The organism is Streptomyces radiopugnans (genome assembly GCF_900110735.1).
Taxonomy (GTDB): domain Bacteria; phylum Actinomycetota; class Actinomycetes; order Streptomycetales; family Streptomycetaceae; genus Streptomyces; species Streptomyces radiopugnans.
This window is the reverse complement of sequence record NZ_FOET01000017.1, coordinates 108,278-126,730: the sequence shown is the minus strand read 5'-3', so window position 1 is coordinate 126,730 and position 18,453 is coordinate 108,278. Positions and strand designations below refer to the sequence as shown.

At 73.6% G+C, this 18,453-nt stretch carries 2 protein-coding genes and 1 pseudogene; all 3 read right to left on the bottom strand.

What is annotated here, in order from left to right; all coding sequences use genetic code 11:
• Positions 1–2,848, bottom strand: a 2,848-nt coding sequence (locus tag BMY40_RS28135; RefSeq protein WP_245770285.1) for a condensation domain-containing protein, incomplete at its 3' end; no start/stop codon positions are given.
• Positions 2,845–10,572: pseudogene (locus BMY40_RS29000) on the bottom strand (amino acid adenylation domain-containing protein); the annotation flags it as partial. The gene BMY40_RS28135 and the pseudogene BMY40_RS29000, both read right to left, overlap by 4 nt.
• Before the next feature lie 20 nt (positions 10,573–10,592).
• Positions 10,593–18,293 (bottom strand): non-ribosomal peptide synthetase, encoded by a 7,701-nt coding sequence (locus tag BMY40_RS23835; protein ID WP_093662838.1) that lies wholly within the window; start codon positions 18,291–18,293, stop codon positions 10,593–10,595.
• Positions 18,294–18,453: the final 160 nt, after the last annotated feature.

Below are 18,453 nucleotides of genomic sequence, written 5' to 3'. Positions count from 1 at the left end.
TGCGTTCGATGAAGTTGAAGCCGAGGTCGAATTTGGCGGCGCCGAGTTCGCCGTCGATGGGGTGGGCGGTCAGGCCGGGCAGGTCCAGGGAGGCCTGGGTGTTGTTCTGCAGCACGATCATGACCTGGAACAGCGGGTGGCGGGCCAGGGAGCGGGCGGGTTGGAGGGCGTGGACGAGTTGTTCGAAGGGCAGGTCCTGGTGGGCGTAGGCGGCCAGGTCGGTGGTGCGGGTGCGTTCGACCAGTTCGCGCAGGCCGGGGTCGCCGGAGGTGTCGGTGCGCAGCACCAGGGTGTTGACGAAGAAGCCGACCAGGTCGTCCAGGGCGGTGTCGGTGCGGCCGGCGATGGCGGTTCCCAGTGGGATGTCGGTGCCGGCGCCCAGGCGGGAGAGGAGTCCGGCGACGCCGGCCTGCAGGACCATGAACAGGCTGGAGCGGGTGGAGCGGGCCAGGCCGGTCAGGTCGCGGTGGAGTCGGGCGCCGAGTTCGGTGGTGACCAGGCCGCCGCGGTAGCTGGAGACGGCCGGGCGGGCTCGGTCCACCGGGAGGTTGAGTTCGTCGGGCAGGCCGTCCAGGGCCTGGCGCCAGTAGGCGAGTTGGGCGGCGATGGGGGAGTCGGGGTCGTTCTCGTCGCCGAGGGTGTCGTGCTGCCACAGGGCGTAGTCGGCGTACTGTGCGGGCAGTGGCTGCCAGGTGGGGGCGGTGCCGGTCAGGCGGGCGCGGTAGGCCTGGCCGAGGTCGCGGGCGAGGGGGGCCTGGGACCAGCCGTCGCCGGCGATGTGGTGGACCACCAGGCACAGTACGTGTTCGGTGTCGGTGAGGCGGAACAGCCAGGCGCGCACCGGTAGGTCGGTGGCGAGGTCGAAGCCGGTGGAGGCGGCCTGGGCCAGCGCGGCCGGCAGGTCCTCGGCGTTCACCTCGGTCAGGTCCAGGGGCAGGGTCGCGTCCTGGGCGGGGACGATCTGCTGCCACGGTTCGCCGTCGGTGTCGGGGAAGACGGTGCGCAGTGATTCGTGGCGGCCGATCACGTCCTGCAGGGCCGCGCCCAGTGCGGTGGTGTCCAGTGTTCCGGTCAGGCGGACGGCCAGTGGGATGTTGTAGGTGCCGCTGGGGCCTTCCATGCGGTTGAGGAACCACAGTCGGCGTTGGGCGAAGGACAGCGGGATCCGTTCGGGGCGTTCGGCCGGGCGTACCGGGGGTCGTCCGCCGGTGGCCGAGTCCACCACCCGCTCGGCCAGCGCCGCCACCGTCTGCGCATCGAACAGGGCGCGCACCGGCAGTTCGATCTCGAAGACGCTCCGCACCCGGCTCACCAGCCGGGTGGCCAGCAGCGAGTGCCCGCCCAGATCGAAGAAGTTGTCGTCGATCGAAACCGAGGGCACGCCGAGGGCCTCGGCGAACAGCCCGCACAGCACTTCCTCGTGCGGCGTCCTGGGCGCCCGGCCCCCGCCGGAGACGGCGGTCAGGTCGGACACCGACGCCCCACCGGTCGCCTCCGGGGCCGGACGGGGAACCGTCCATCCCTCCGGCAGCGCCACCGACGCCGTCACCTCGGCGACCGGCCGCGCGCCGTCCTCGGCGACGGCTTCCAGCAGCCGCTCCAGGCCGGCGAGGAGGCCGTTGGCGGTGTCCTGGGTGAACAGGCCCTCCCGGAACCCCAACCGCAGCTGCATGCGCTCGCCGGGCACGACGATGAGCGTCAGCGGGTAGTGCGTGGCGTCGGCGCCGCGGACGCCGGTGACGGTGAGGTCGCCGAGCGAGCCCTGCAGGGAGTCCGCGTCCACCGGGTAGCTCTCGAAGGCGACCAGGCTGTCGAACAGCCGGCCGTGCCCGGCAGCGCGCTGGACCTCGGTCAGCCCGATGTAGTGGTGGTCCAGCAGGGCCGACTGCTCGTCCTGGACCCGCAGCAGCAGGTCCCGCAGCGACTCCTGCCCATCGAGCCGGACGCGCACCGGCACGGTGTTGACGAACAGGCCCACGATGTTCTCGACGCCCTCGATCTCGGGCGGACGGCCGGAGACGGTCGCGCCGAACACGATGTCGTCGGCGCCGGTGAGCCGGGACAGCAGCAGGCCCCACGCCACCTGCACCATGGTGTTGACGGTGATGCCGAGCCTGCGGGCGAGCGCGGCCAGCTCCGCGCTCCGCGCCGCGGACAGGTCGGCGGTGACCCGGCCGGGCAGCGCGGCGACGTCGTCCCCGGCCTCCGGGGCCACCAGGGTGGCGCCGTCGAGGCCGTCGAGCGCGGCACGCCACGCGTCGAGCCCCGCCTGCTTGTCCTGCTTGCGCAGCCACGCCAGGTACAGCTTGAACGGCGGCGCGGGCGGCAGACCGGCCGGGTCGCCGCCGCGCTGGTACAGCTCGAACAGCTCGCCGAGGACCAGCGGCATGGACCAGCCGTCCAACAGGATGTGGTGGCAGCCGAACATCAGCCGCCAGCCGCGCTCGGCCAGGCGCACCACCGTGAACCGCAGCAGCGGCGGGTTGGTGAGGTCGAAGCGCACGGACTCCTGAGCCGCGACCAGCTCGGCCAGCCGCGCGGCCCGCTCGTCCTCGCCCAGCCCGGACAGGTCGTGCACGACGACCGGGGTCTCGAACTCGCGCGGGACGACCTGCACCGGCCTGCTGAGGTTCTCCGACAGGAAGCCGGCCCGCAGGTTGCTCCGGCGCACCAGCAGCGCCCTCACCGCGTCGCGGAAGACGTCCAGGTCGAACGGGCCCTCGAAGTCGATGGCCAGCCGCACGGTGTAGACGTCCAGCGCGTCCTGGTCGTAGGTCGCGTGGAAGAGCATCCCCTCCTGCAGTGGAGCGAGCGGAAGGATGTCCTCGAAGAGTTCCTTGTTGGTCACTGGGTCTTCCTCCACTCCGCTTCCAGCACCCCGATGTCGTCGAGTTCGAGGTCGATCAGTGACAGGTCCGACGGGGTGAGGTCGGCGGGCCGCTGCTCACCCGCGTGCTCGGCGAGCGCGGTGAGCGCACGGAACCAGCCGTCGGCCAGCCGGCGTACGTCGCCGGGGTCCAGCAGGCGTCGCGGCCACGTCCAGTTGGCGACCAGCCGCGGGCCGTTCGGGGTGTCCTCGACGAGGACGTTGAGCGACACCGAGTGCGATGCCGGCATGTCCGGGTCGCCGCCGAGTTCGCGCAGCACGTCGCCGTCCGCCGACATGCTCCAGTCGTCGGTGTCGGTGTCCCCGGCGACCGCCGCCCGGCCCAGGTAGTTGAAACCGAACTGGGGCGGGTCGAACCCGGCCAGTTCCTCCCGGGTGCGCGGGTTGAGGTGGCGCAGCAGGCCGAAGCCGATGCCCTCGTCCGGCATCTCCCGCAGCGTCTCCTTGACCCGGGTGAGGGCCTTGTGCAGCGCGGCGGAGTCGGTGAACACCCGGCCCCACGAGACCGGACCGAGGTCCAGCCGGACCGGCGCGAGGCTGGTGAACCAGCCGACGGTGCGCGAGATGTCGAGGTCGACCCCCTCCGGGATCTGCCTGCCGTGGCGCTCGACGTCCACCAGCACGGCGGTGCCGGCGCCCAGCCCGCTGCGCCGCCGCCAGTCGGAGACCGCGAGGGCGAACGCCGTCAGCAGTACGTCCTCGACGCCGCAGCGCGCCGCGGTGGGCACTGCGGTCAGGAGCCGCTCGGTGACCTGTTCGGTCAGGGTCAGGGCGAGCGCGTCCTGCGTGCCCATGGTGTCGACGGCCGGGTCGCGCGGCTGCGCGGTCACCGGTACGTCCTCGTCGCGCAGCTGGTCGGCCCACCAGGCGACCTGGGCGGCGCGGGCCGGCTGGGCGGCCAGTTCGGTGAGCCACTGCGCCCAGCTCCGCCACGAGGTTCCGACCGGCTGCAGCGCGGCCTTCCGGGACTCGGCCGCCGCCTGCCACGCCGCGGCGAGGTCGGGCACGAGGATGCGCCAGGACACCCCGTCGACGGCCAGGTGGTGGCCGGCGACCAGCAGCCTGCCCGGCTCCTGCGGGCCGGCGTCGAACCACACGACCTGCAGCATCGCGCCGTCCGTCGGCGACAGGCGGGAGACCGCCTGCTCGGCGTGCATGGCGATCGCGGCCCGCGTCTTCTCGCGGTCCGCACCGGCGACGTCGACCCGTGTGACGCAGTCGGCGGCGTTCACCGCGCCGCGCGGCCGGACCTCGTAGGACCACTGGCCGCCGGTGACCGTCAGCCGCAGCCGCAGCGCGTCGTGGTGGTCGAGCACGGCACGGACGGCGGCGGTCAGCGACTCCGCGTCGACCTGTGCGGGCACCCGCAGCAGCACCGACTGGTGGAACCGCTCCATACGGCCGCCGAGTTCGCGCAGCCAGTGGGTCATCGGGGTGAGGGGCACCTCGCCGATGCCGGCGTCCGGGTCCTCGGGGGGCAGCTCGTCGACGGTGCGGGCGACCGCCGCGAGGGCGGCGACCGACTTGTGCTCGAACACGTCCCGGGGGGTGATGACCAGTCCGCCCTTGCGCGCCTGGCCGACCAGCTTGATGGAGACGATGCTGTCGCCGCCGAGTTCGAAGAAGTTGTCCTCGACGCCCACCTCGGGCAGCCCGAGGACCTCGCGGAACGCCTCGGCGAGGATCTCCTCGGCGTCCGTCGCCGGCCCCTGGCCGGCGCCGCCGGTGGTGAGCTCGGGCGCGGGCAGTGCCGCGTGGTCCAGCTTCCCGTTCACCGTCAGAGGCAGGGCGTCCACCACGACGAACGCCTGCGGCACCATGTACTCCGGCAGCCGCTCGGCCGCCCGGGCGCGCACCGCCCCGACCTCGCAGCCCGCCTCGCCGTCGGGCACCAGGTAACCCACCAGCTGCCGCACTCCGGGCCGGTCCTCGCGGACGACGACCGCTGCACCGTCCACGCCGGCGCAACCCGACAGCACCGACTCGATCTCGCCGAGTTCGATGCGGAAGCCGCGCAGCTTCACCTGGTTGTCCCGGCGGCCGACGAACTCCAGCTGTCCGTCGGCGAGTCGGCGCACCACGTCGCCGGTGCGGTAGAGCCGGGAGCCCGGTGCGCCGAACGGGTCGGCGACGAACCGCTCGGCGGTCAGCCCCGGCCGGCCCAGGTAGCCGCGGGCCAGCCCGACCCCGGCCACGTACAGCTCGCCGGGCACGCCGACCGGGCACGGGTTCATTCCGGCGTCCAGGACGTACACCCGGGTGTTGGCGATCGGCCCGCCGATGGGCGGGGTGACCGTTCCGTCCACCGGGCCGCTGGCGGTGGCGCACACGGTGGTCTCGGTCGGCCCGTAGGCGTTGATCACCCGGCGGCCCGGCGACCACCGGGCCGCGAGGTCGCGGGGGCACGCCTCGCCCGCGGTCACCAGGGTCAGGCCGGGCGGCGCGGCCTGCGGCTCGGCGCCGGACAGCGCCGTCGGGGTGAGGGTGGCGTGGGTGATCCCCTTGGTGCGCAGGAAGTCGGTGAGCGCCTCGCCGAGCACCGGGCCGTCGGCCGGGGTGAGTACCAGCGCGGCGCCGTTGAGCAGCGCCATCACCGTCTCCCAGGCGGCCGCGTCGAAGCTCGGCGCGGCGAACTGCCCGACCCGGCTCCCGGCGCCCACACCGAGCCACCGGGCCTGCCAGGCGGCCAGGCTGCCCAGCCCCCGGTGCGGCACCACGACGCCCTTGGGACGCCCGGTGGACCCGGATGTGTAGATCACGTAGGCGGGGTGGTCGGCGGAGAGCGGGACCCGCCGTTCCGCGTCGGTGACCTCGGCCCCGGACAGGCCCGCGAGCGCGTCGACGAGCGCGGGGCTGTCCAGGACCAGCGGATCGGCGACCTGCCGCGGCAGTCGGCCGGTCAGCTCGGAGACGGTGACCACGAGCGCGGGGTCGCTGTCGCGGACCATGTAGTCGATCCGGTCGGCCGGGTGGTTCGGGTCGACCGGTACGTAGGCCGCGCCGGCGGTCATCACCGCGAGCAGGGCGGTGGTGAGGCCGATCGACCGCGGCAGCACCAGGGCGACCCGGTCCTCCGGCCCCACCCCGCGCTCGATCAGCAGCCTGGCGAGCCGGTTGGCCCGGTCGGCCAGCGTGGCGTAGTCGACGGTGACCCGGTCGGAGACGACCGCGGGCCGGTCGGCGAACGCGGCGGCCCGCTCGGCGAACAGGGCCGGGACGGTGCCGGCGGACACGGGCCGGTCGGTGTCGTTCCAGCCGGTGAGGAGCTGTTCGCGCTGCTCGGGGGAGAGGATCTCCAGTCGGCGGACCGGCCGGGTCGGGTCGGCCGCGGCGGCCCGCAGCAGCGTCACCAGGTGGGCGGCGATGCGCTCCGCGCTCTCCCGGTCGAACAGGTCGGTGCTGTAGTTCAGGATGCCGGAGATCCCGCCGGCGCCGGCGTCCTCGGCCAGGCTGAGTTCGAGGTCCACCTTGGCGACCGGCAGCAGCACCTCCTGGGCGGTGACCCGCAGGCCGGGCAGCTCGATGTCGCGGATGTCGTTGTTCTGGTAGGCGAGCAGCACCTGGAACAGCGGGTTGTGCGACAGCGAACGGTCGGCGCCGACGAGGTCCACCAGCCGCTCGAACGGCAGGTCCTGGTGGGCGTAGGCGCCGAGCGCGGTCGCGCGGACCCGGCGCAGCAGGTCGATGAAGCCCGGGTCGCCGGAGACGTCGGTGCGCAGCACCAGGGTGTTGACGAAGAAGCCGATCAGGTCGTCGGCCGCGGCGTCCGTCCGGCCGGCGACCGGGGTGCCGATCGGGATGTCCTCCCCGGCGCCCAGGCGGGACAGCAGCGCGGCCAGGGCGGCCTGGAAGACCATGAAGGGCGTGGTGTCGGTCTTGGCCGCGAGCGTCCGCAGGTCCTCGTGGAGCTCGGCGTCGATGCGCACCGGCACCGAACCGCCCCGGTGGGTGGCCACCGGCGGGCGCGGACGGTCGGCCGGCAGCTCGATCTCCTGCGGGGAGCCGGCGAGCTGCTCGCTCCAGTACGCCAGCTGGGCCGCGGCCGGGCTGTCCTCGTCCCGCTCGTCGCCCAGCAGTTGCTGTTGCCACAGGGTGTAGTCGGCGTACTGCACGGGCAGGGGCTGCCAGGTGGGGGCGGCGCCGGCCAGGCGGGCGCGGTAGGCCTCGCCCAGATCGCGGGCGAGGGGGGCCTGGGACCAGCCGTCGCCGGCGATGTGGTGGACCACCACGCACAGCACGTGCTCGTCGTCGGTGATGCGGAACAGCCAGGCGCGCACCGGCAGGTCGGTGGCCAGGTCGAAGCCGGCGGAGCCCGCGGCGTCCAGTGCGGCGTCCAGCCCCGCCTCGGGGACGTCGGAGACCTCGATGGCCACGGTGGCCTCTTCGACCGGGACGATCTGCTGCCACGGTTCGCCGTCGGCGTCGGGGAAGACGGTGCGCAGCGCCTCGTGCCGGCCGACCACGTCGTTGAACGCGGCGGTCAGCGCCGCCACGTCCAGCGCGCCGGTCAGCCGCACGGCGAATGGGATGTTGTAGGTGGCGCTGGGCCCCTCCATGCGGTTGAGGAACCACAGCCGGCGCTGCGCGAACGACAGCGGCACCCGCTCGGGCCGGTCCGCCGGGCGCAACGCCGTCCGGACCGCCGCCGGGGAGTCGGTGAGCCGGGCCGCGAGCGCGGCGACGGTCGGCTCCTCGAAGACCTTGCGGATGGGCAGTTCGACACCGAGCACCGCCCGCACCCGGCTCACCAGCCGGGTGGCCAGCAGCGAGTGCCCGCCCAGCTCGAAGAAGTTGTCGTGCACGGACACCGCGGGCAGCCCGAGCACCTCGGCGAACAGCCCGCACAGCAGCTCCTCGTGCGGTGTGCGCGGCCCCCGGGTGTCCTCCGCGGTGTACTCGGGCGCCGGCAGCGCCCTGACGTCGAGCTTGCCGTTAGTGGTCAGCGGCAGCGCGTCCAGCGCGATGACGGGCCGCGGCACCATGTACTCCGGCAGCCGCTCGGCCGCCCACGCCCGCAGTTCCTCGGTGACCAGCCGGGCCCCTGCCGCCGGCACCGCGTAGCCGACCAGCTGCCGAACCCCGGGCCGGTCCTCGCGGACCACGACCGCGACCTGGCCGACGGCGTCGTGGTCGGCGAGCACCGACTCGATCTCGCCCAGCTCGATCCGGAAGCCGCGCAGCTTCACCTGGTTGTCCCGGCGGCCGACGAACTCCAGCTGTCCGTCGGCGCGCCAGCGCACCACGTCGCCGGTGCGGTACAGCCGCTCCCCGGGCGCGCCGAACGGATTGGCCACGAACCGCTGCGCGGTCAGGTCCGGCCGGCCCAGGTAGCCGCGGGCCAGCCCGACCCCGGCCACGTACAGCTCACCCGCGACACCGACCGGGCACAGCCGCAGGCCGCCGTCGAGCACGTACACCTGCTTGCCGTCGAACGGACGGCCGATCGGCACCGGATCCGGTACGGGCTCGCCGGCCGGCAGGGGGCAGGCGGTGGCCATGACGGTGGCCTCGGCCGGCCCGTAGACGTCCACGACGGTGGTGTCCGGGCAGGCTTTCAGCACCTGGCGCACCGAGGCGGCCGGAACGGCCTCGCCGCCGACCCACACCTCGCGCAGGGGCCGGAAGGTCTCCGGCGCCTCGGCCGCGATCAGCCGGAACAGCCCGGTGGTGAACACCGCGGCGGTGACCCGGCCCTCGGCGAGAGTGCGGCCGATGGTGGCGACGTCCAGCTCGCCGGGCGGGCCGATCACCAGGGTGCCGCCGTTCAGCAGCGGAGTCCACATCTCGTAGGTCGAGGCGTCGAACGCGTGGGCCGAGTGCAGCAGCACCCGTTCGTGCGCGCCGCCCGCGAACCGGCTGTCGGCGACCAGATCACCGATGCCCCGGTGGGTGACCGCGACGCCCTTGGGCCGGCCGGTCGAGCCGGAGGTGTGCATGAGGCAGGCGATCCGCTCCGGACCCGGCGGCATCGGCACGCCGCCCTCGGGCACCGGGTGGCGGGCGGGCAGATCCCCCGGCTCCAGAACGAACTCGATCCCGCTGCTGGCGAGGATGTCCTCGCGCCGCGCCCGCGGCCAGCGGTGGTCGATCGGCGCGTACACCGCGCCCGCCCGGACCACCCCGAGGACGGCGAGCACGTACTCCACGGAGCGGCCCATGGCGATGCCGACCGGCTGCTCGGGGCGCACGCCGCGGTCGCGCAGCCAGGCGGCGATCTGCTCCACCCGTTCGCTCAGCTCCGCATAGGTCAGCGACTGGTCCCCGCACACCAGCGCCTGCCGCTGCGGCGCCTCGGCGGTGCGCAGCGCCAGCAGCTCCGGCAGGGTACGCGCCGCAGCCGGCGGGGGAGCCGGGTTCCACTCGCCGAGCAACCGGGACCGCTCGGCGGCGTCCAGCACCTCGACCCCGCCCGCCGGAGTCTCCGGGGCGCTGACGAAGGACTCCAGTACCGCCACCAGCCGGTTGCTGAACGTCTCGACCTCGGCCGCGTCGAAGGCGTCGCAGCGGTAGGTGAAGCGCAGTTCGAGCGAGGGGCCGGGCATGACCATCAGGGCGAGCGGGTAGTGCGCGCCGTCGGTGGAGAACACGCCGTCGACCGACAGCCCGCCGGGCAGCTCGAGCGCCGCCGGGTCGACCGGGAAGTTCTCCAGCACGGTCAGGGTGTCGAACAGGTCGCCGTGGCCGGCCGCCTGCTGGATCTCGGCCAGGCCGAGGTGCTGGTGGGCCATCAGCCTCTGCTGCTCGTCCTGGATCCGCCGGCACAGCGCGCTCAGCGACTCGTCCGGCCGGACGCGGACCCGCACCGGCACGGTGTTGAGGAACAGCCCGACCATGGTGTGCACACCGGGGATCTCCGGCGGCCGGCCGGCGAGGGTCATGCCGAAGGTGACGTCGGTGCGGTCGGTCAGCCGGCCCAGCAGCAGGCCCCACGCGGCCTGCACCACGGTGTTGAGGGTCAGGCCCAGCTCGCGGACGCGCTGCGTCAGCCGGGCGGTCGTCTCCGGCGACAGCCGGCCGCTGACCTTGCTGGGCAGCACCGAGGTGGACCGGTCGTCGGGCATCGCGGCCAGCATGGTGGGCCCGTCGAGCCCGTCGAGCGCACCCCGCCAGGCCTCGGCGGCGGCGGCGCGGTCCTGCTTCGCCAGCCACGCCAGGTGGTAGCGGTAGGGCGTCACCGCAGGCAGCGCCGCGGCGTCGCCGCCCGTCGCGTACAGCTCGAACAGCTCGCGCACCAGGATCGGCGCCGACCAGCCGTCCAGCAGGATGTGGTGGTTGGTGACCAGCAGCCGGTGCCTGTCCTGCGCCGTGCGCACGACGGTGAACCGCAGCAGCGGCGGCCGGCGCAGGTCGAAGCGGGCGGCCCGGTCCCGCTCGGTGACCTCGCGGAGCGCGGCATCCCGCTCCTCCTCGGGCAGGTCGGCCAGGTCCACCTCCCGCCAGGGCAGCTCGACCGACTTCGGAATGAACTGCAGGGGGCGCGCCCCCTCGTGCCGGAAGCCCGCGCGCAGGTTGCCGTGCCGCTCCAGCAGGGCGCGCGCGGCGGCGTGCAGGGCCGGCACGTCCAGCGGTCCGTCGATGTCCATGCCGAGCTGCATGACGTAGACGTCCGGGCCGGCCTGGCCGTCGTACTGCGCGTGGAAGAGCAGGCCCTCCTGCAGCGGGGTGAGCGGCAGTACGGCTTCCAGCGACGAGTTGTGCTTCGTGCTCATTCCGAAACGCTCCAATTCGACTGGAACTGGTCGAGCTCGTCCTGCGAGACCAGGGGGATGTCCCACTCGCCGTCGGCCGCCCGGTCCGCCCGGTCCGTGTCGTCGGGCACCCGCGTGGCCGCCGCGGCGATGGCCCGCACGGTGCGGTGCGCGAACACGTCCTGCGCGGTGAACCGCAGGCCCTCCGCCCGCGCCCGGCTGACCAGTTGGATGGAGACGATGCTGTCGCCGCCCTGTCGGAAGAAGTCGTCGTCCGCCCCGACCCGGGCGAGCCCGAGCACTTCGGCGAAGAGCCGGGCGACGATCGCCTCCTGCGGCGTGGCGGGCTGCAGTTCCGAGGCGGGCGCCGCCACGTCGGGCGCGGGCAGCGCCTTGTGGTCGAGCTTCCCGTTCGGGGTGACCGGCAGCGCGTCCAGCAGCACCAGCGCGGCGGGCACCATGTAGTCGGGCAGCCTCTTGGCCAGTGCCTCCCGCAACTCGGTGACCAGCACGCCGCCCCGGCGCCCGGCGAGCGGGTCGTTGGCGTACCGCTCGGGGACCGCGTCCGGCAGGTACAGGTCCCGGTAGGCGGGCACCGTGCCGTCCGCGTGGGCGGCCGGTACCAGCACCGCGTCCAGCCGGCCGTCGACCGCCCCGGCCGTCCAGGTGACCAGCGCCCGGTAGCCGACCGGGGAGCCCACCTCGTGCAGGGCGGTCACGTCGACCCCGCCGGGCGCCTCGATGCCGTCGATCCCGGCGACCGCCGCCAGGTCGGTGGTGAGCCTGCCGTTGGGGATGCCGGTGACCCGCAGCGCCGCCGGGCGCTCGTCGCGCAGCCGCGCGGCCAGCCCGGCCAGGCCGCCGACGTCCTCCCAGGCGACGGCCGGCGCGGCCGCCAGCGAGACCGGCGCGGCCGGCCGCTTGTGCAGCACCACGTCGTAGCGGTAGCGGCTGAGCTCGTTGTCGTACTCCCCGCGCTTGATCCGGACGTCGGCGCCGCCGAAACCGTCCAGGACATCGGCGAGGGAGTCGAACAGGGCGGGGTCGACCAGCAGTTCGGTCTCGCGCTCGACGGCCCGGTCCACCGCGTACCGCGCGGCGGCGGCGCTGTCGCCGGGGCTGGAGGCGCGGTGGACGGCCGCCCGCATGCAGCGCAGCAGCCGCAGATCGCGGATGTCGCCGAGGAAGACGGCACCGGTGTCGCCGAGCAGGGAGAACGCCTTGCCGATCACGTCGACCAGGTAGTCCACGCTCGGGAAGTACTGCGCCACCGAGTTGATCACGACCGTGTCGAACGTCCCGGCCGGCAGGTCGTCCAGCACGTGCGCCGGGCAGGCGGTGAACCGGGTCCGCTCCGCCAGCACCGGGTCCGCCGCGGTCTGGCGCCGCAGTGTCTCGATCACCGTGTTGGACAGGTCGGTGCCCCAGTAGAGCTCCACGTGCGGCGCGACCGGCGCCATGATGAGCCCGGCGCCGACGCCGATCTCCAGCACCCGGCGCGGCTTCAGTTCCAGGATCCTCTCGACGGTCGCCGCCCGCCAGGCGCGCATGTCCTCCTCGGGCAGGACCGAACCGTCGTAGCTGCTGTGCCAGCCGCTGAAGTTCTCGCCGAGCGGCGGGCCGTCCTGGGCCGCCGCGCCGTACACCTCTTCGTTGACGACCTGCCACTTGCCGACCTGGTCGGTCTCCAGGCCGATGTCGCGGGGGCCGTCGCCCTGTTCGGCGGGCACCACGTAGCCGACCAGCTTGCGCTCGCCGGGCCGGTCCTCGCGGATCACGACGGCCGCCGAGGCCACCTGCGGCTGTTCGGTCAGCGCGCTGGAGATCTCGTCCAGCTCCACCCGGAAGCCGCGCAGCTTCACCTGGTCGTCGGCCCGGCCGACGAACTCCAGCTGTCCGTCGGAGCGCCGGCGCACCACATCACCGGTGCGGTACATCCGTTCCCCCGGCGCGCCGAACGGGTCGGCGACGAACCGCTCGGCGGTCAGCCCCGGCCGGCCCAGGTAGCCGCGGGCCAGGTTGATCCCGGACACGTACAGCTCGCCGACGACGCCGGCCGGGACCGGACTGAGCCTGGGGTCCAGCACATACGCCCGCGCGTTGGCGATCGGCGTGCCGATCGGAGGGGAGAGCGCGCCCGACAGCGGTTCGCTCATCGTGGCGCACACGGTGGTCTCGGTCGGCCCGTAGGCGTTGATCATGCGGCGGCCGCGGGACCACGTCCCGGCCAGCTCCGCCGAGCACGCCTCACCGGCGACCGTCAGCGTCATGCCGGCCGGCACCGCGGCCGGGTCCAGACCGGTCAGGGCCACCGGCGGGATCGTCGCGTGGCTGATGCGGTGCTCGGTCAGGAAACGGGCCAGTTCGTCGCCGAGCAGCAGGCCGCCGCCGATCGGGAGCACCAGCGTGGCGCCGCTGAGCAGGGCGATGCAGGTCTCCGACACCGCGGCGTCGAAGCTCGGCGCCGCGTACTGGACGATCCGGCTGTCCGGCCGGACCGCGAACCGCTCGACCTGCGCGGCGGCGAGGTTGCCGATGCCCCGGTGGGTCACGACGACGCCCTTGGGCCGGCCGGTGGAGCCGGAGGTGTAGATGACGTAGGCGGGGTGGTCGACCGAGACGGCATCCCGCCGCTCCGCGTCGGACAGCGGAGCGGCCGGCCGCCGCGCGATCTCCGCCGCGGTCGCGGCGTCGTCGACCACGACCCGGGCCACGCCGGGCAGCACATCCTCGGCCATCCCCGCCACCGCGGCGGTGGTCAGCAGCAGGGCGGGCGCGCAGTCACCGGCCATGAAGACGACCCGCTCGCGCGGATAGCCGGGGTCGACCGGCACGAACGCCGCACCCGCGGTGACCACGGCGAGCTGCGCCACGACGAGGTCCACCGACTTCGGCATGACCAGCAGGACGCGGTCCTCCGCGCCGACCCCTCGGCCGACCAGGTGCCTGGCCAGCCGGTTGACCCGCTCGCTCAGCTCGGTGTACCGCAGTTCGTCGTCGCCCGCGACCACCGCGACGGCGTCGGGGGTGCGCTCGGCCTGCGCGGTGAAGAGCGCGGGCAGCGTGTCGACGCGCACGGCGCGGCCGGTGTCGTTCCAGTCGACGAGGATGCGCCGCCGTTCGTCGGCGTCGAGCACGTCCAGTTCGCTCAGCCTGCTGTCCGGCCGTCCGGTCGCCTGGTCCAGCAGCCGGACCAGGCGGCTGATGAGCAGCTCGACGGTCGACCGGTCGTACAGGTCGGTCGCGTACTCGACGGCGCACGCCATGTGGCCGCCGTTCTCGTCCTCGCCCCGCACCTCGCGGAAGTCGAAGAGCAGGTCCAGCTTGGCGGTGTGGGTGATCGCGGGTTCGATCCACGCGTCGAGGCCGGGCAGGTCCAGCACCGGGGTCTCGTTGTTCTGGAAACCGAGCCCGATCTGGATCACCGGGTGCCGGCCGGCCGAGCGCTCCGGGTTGAGGGCCTCCACCAGTCGTTCGAAGGGCAGGTCCTGGTTGGCGAAGGCGGCCAGGCCGTCCGTGCGGGCCCTGCCCAGCAGGTCGGCGAAGAGCGGGTCGCCGGTGAGGTCGGTGCGCAGCACCAGGGTGTTGACCAGGAAGCCGACCAGGTCGTCCAGCGCCTCGTCGGTGCGTCCCGCGATCGAGATGCCCAGCGGGATGTCCTCCCCGGCGCCGAGCTTGCTCAGCAGCGCCGCCAACGCGGTCTGCACCACCATGAACGGGCTCACGTCGTACTCGCGCGAGCACCGCGTCAACTGCTGGTACTGCCGGTTGGAGAGTTCGAAGCGCAGCGTCTCGCCGCGGTAGGAGGCGACGGCCGGCCGGGGCCGGTCGGTGGGCAGGGTGACCTCCTCCGGCAGCCCGGCCAGGTACCGCTTCCAGTACGCGAGCTGGCCGGAGATGGCCGAGTCCGGGTCGTCCTCGTCGCCCAGGATCTCGCGCTGCCACAGCGTGTAGTCCGCGTACTGCACCGGCAGCGGCGCCCAGTCGGGGGCCTTCCCCCGGCAGCGGGCGGTGTAGGCGGTCTGGAGGTCGCGGGTGAGCGGCACCAGGGACCAGCCGTCGCCGGCGATGTGGTGCACCGGCATGAGCAACGCGTGCTCTTCCTCGGACACGGCGAACAGGTGTGCGCGGATGGGTGCCTCGGCGGCCAGGTCGAACCCGATGCCGGCGCGTTCGGCCATGGCGTCGGCCAGCCGGTCGGCGGCGATGTCGGTCACGCTCATGACCGGTGTCGCCTCCTCGGCGGACAGGATGTGCTGGCGCGGCGTGCCGCCGGTGTCGGGGAAGACGGTGCGCAGGCTCTCGTGCCGGGCGACCACGTCGCCGATCGCGGCCTGCAGCGCCTCGCGGTCCAGGGAGCCGTTGAGCCGCACCACGAGCGGGATGTTGTAGGTGCCGGCGCCGCCGTCGATCTTGTCGACGAACCACAGCCGCAGCTGGGCGAAGGACAGGGGGATCTCCTCCGGCCTGTCCATCACGGTCAGCGGGCGCCGGGCCCTGGGGACGTTGCCGTTGCCGGCCAGCCAGGCGATCAGCGCGGCCGGTGTCGGCGCCTCGAAGACGGTGCGGATGGCGAGTTCGACGCCGAACGCCGCGCGGATCCGGCTCACCAGCCGGGTCGCCAGCAGCGAGTGACCGCCCAGATCGAAGAAGTTGTCGTCCATGGAGACCGACGGGACGCCCAGGATCTCCGCGAAGAGACCGCAGAAGATCTCCTCCTCCGGAGTGCGGGGCGCCCGGCCGCCGGCGGCGGCGAGGTCCGGAGCGGGCAGGGCCCTGGTGTCGAGCTTCCCGTTCGTGGTCAGGGGCAGCGCGTCCAACTGGACGAACCACGACGGGACCATGTGGTCGGGCAGCGCGGCGGCGGCGTGCTTGCGCAGCTCCGCCGTCTCCAGTGCGACCCGGCCGCCGTGGCCGTCGGGGCCGCCGACGACGTAGGCCACCAGCCGCTTGTCACCGGAGGCGTCCTCGCGGACGGTGACCGCCGCCTGCCGGACGTCGGGATGGCGCAGCACGGCGGACTCGATCTCGCCCAGCTCGATGCGGAAGCCGCGGATCTTGACCTGGTGGTCGGCCCGCCCCAGGTACTCCAGGTTCGGGCTGCCGTCCGGGGCCCAGCGGACCATGTCACCGGACCGGTACATGCGCTGTCCCGGCGGCCCGAAGGGGTCGGCGACGAACCGGGTGGAGGTCAGGTCCGGGCGCCCCAGGTAGCCGTCTGCGACGGCGGGCCCGCTGACGTACAGCTCACCGAGCACCCCGGGCGGGGACGGGCGCAGCGCGGTGTCGAGGACGTAGACACGCAGGTCGTCGATGCCCAGGCCGATCATGCTGCCGGTGCCGGCCGTCGCGTCGGCCGCCGTGAGCGCCAGCTCGGTGGTGTGCACCGTGGTCTCGGTGATGCCGTACATGTTGACCAGCCGCGGACTGTCCTCGGCGTGCCGCTCGTACCAGTCGGCCAGTCGGCCGATCTCCAGCGCCTCACCACCGAAGATCACGAACCGCAGGGCGAGCTCGCCGCCGACCTCCGGGTGGTCCCGGTCGGCCTGGATCAGCTGGTAGAAGGCCGACGGCGTCTGGTTGAGCACGGTGACCCGCTCCCGGACCAGCAGCCGCAGGAGGTCCTCGGGCGAACGGCTCACCGCGAACGGCACCACCACGAGCGTGCCGCCGTACAGCAGCGGACCCCAGATCTCCCACACCGAGAAGTCGAAGGCGTAGGAGTGGAACAGCGCCCACACGTCGTCCGGTCCGAAGCCGGTCCACCGGTCGGTCGAACCGAACAGCCGGATCACGTTCTGGTGGGCGACCATGACGCCCTTGGGCCGGCCGGTGGAGCCGGAGGTGTAGATGACGTAGGCGACCTGATCGGGCAGGATCGGACCGCCGCGTTCGTCGTCCTCGACCGGGGCGGCCGGCAGTGCGGCGAGTTCGGCCTCGGTCTCCGGGTCGTCCAGCCCGATCTCCGGCACGTCCACGGCCAGTTGGGCGAAGGCGTCGCGCTGGGCGGTGATCACCGCGGCGGGCTTGGCATCGCCGAGCATGTAGGACACCCGGTCCGCGGGGTACTCCGGATCGATCGGCAGGTAGGCGGCGCCCGCCTTCAGCGTCGCCAGCAGCGACACGATCGTGTCCGTCGAGCGCGGCACCGCCAGCGCGACGAGCTGTCCGCGCCGCACGCCGCGGTCGATCAGCAGCCGGGCCAGCCGGTTGGACCGCACGTCCAGTTCCCGGTAGGTCAGCGACCGGGTGCCGGCATCGTCGGGGCACACCACCGCCGTGTTGTCCGGATGCGAGGCGACCGCCGCGGCGAACCGCTCGGGCAGGGTCGCCTTCCCGACCGGTTCGAACGTGGACGCCGCGCCGCCCCACACGTCGATCAGGCGCGTCAGCATCTCGGGCTCGACGATGTCCAGGCTGCCGATCGGGCGGTCGGGGTGCTCGGCGAGCTCGCCGAGCAGCCGGGTGATCAGGCGGTGGTGCCGCTCGACCGCGTCGGGGGCGTACACGTCCGGGTTCGCCGACACGTCGAGCTGGAAGCCGCCGTCCTGCTGGGCGTACACGATCAGGGAGAAGTCGTCGTCGTGCCCGGCGATCATCGGCCGCACGGTCGCCGGCAGCTCCGCGAAGCACAGGTTCGGCGCGACGACGCTCAGGTTGACCCGAGGCCCGATCAACCGGCCGTCCGAGCCCAGGAGTTTGAGGTCGCGCCGCAGGTCCTCGTAGCGGTAGCGCTTGTGCCGGGACGCCTCGCGCATGCGCTGGTGCGCGTGCCGGACGAGCTCGTTCGCCGTCATGTCCGGACGCACCGTCAGCCGCACACCGACCACGTTGGAGACCATGCCGGGCACGGTGCGCGCCACGGTCGTCGAGCGGGCGGCGACCGACAGCGCGATCACCACGTCGCTGCTGCCGGTGATCCGGCCGGTGTACGCGCCGACGGCGGCCAGCACGGCGGCCGGCCAGCCGACGCGGACGGCACGGGCCGCGTCGCGGATCCGGGCGCCCGTGCCGGGCGTGACGTGCCGGGTTCCCCGCACCAGGCTGGTCGGCAGTCCGGTCGGGCGATCGCCGAGGCTGGCGGCGGTCGGCTTGTCGGCGAACCGCTCGGTCCAGAAGTCCCGGTCGGTCTCGAAGCCGGCGGACCGCCGGTAGGCCGACTCGTCGTCGATCAGCTCGCGCAGCGGCGGGAACGCGCCGGCGGTGGGGTCCTCACCGGCGACGAGCCGCGTGTAGACCTCGGCGAGGCGGGCCGCGACGAGGTTCGCGCCGAAGCCGTCCATCACCAGGTGGTGGTAACGGTGGTAGAAGAAGAAGCGGTCGGCGGCGACCTTGATGAGCGCGAACCGGTACAGCGGGCCCTCGAACACGTCCACCGGGGTGTTCGCGTCCGACCACATCCACGCCTCGGCCTCCTGTTCCGGCCGGTCCTCGGCGCTGAAGTCCAGGACGTGCAACGGCTGTGCCGACCAGTCGGCGACCGGCTCGACCACCTGCACCGGGCCGGTCCCGTCGTCGGCGAACCGGGCGCGCAGCGCCTCGGCCTCGGTGACGACCCGGCGCATGGCGGACACGAACAGCTGCGGGTCGACGGCTCCCGCTATTTCCAGGCACAGGGCCGCGTGGAATGTCGCGTTCGGGCCGCTCAGGCTCTGCGCGTACCAGATTCCGGCCTGGCCGGCGGTCAGTGGCAGAACCGTGGCTGACGAGTCAGACATCTGTCCTCTGTTTCTTCGGGCCAGGCCGATCTGGGTGTCCGGTCAGGGTGCCAACGGTCGGCAGGACGGACGACTTCGGTCGTCCTGCCACCAGTGCGAGTCGGCCGGCTCACCTGCTGGGGAAGGCAGGCGCCGCGCTGTTTCGGCGCACTCCGGCCTT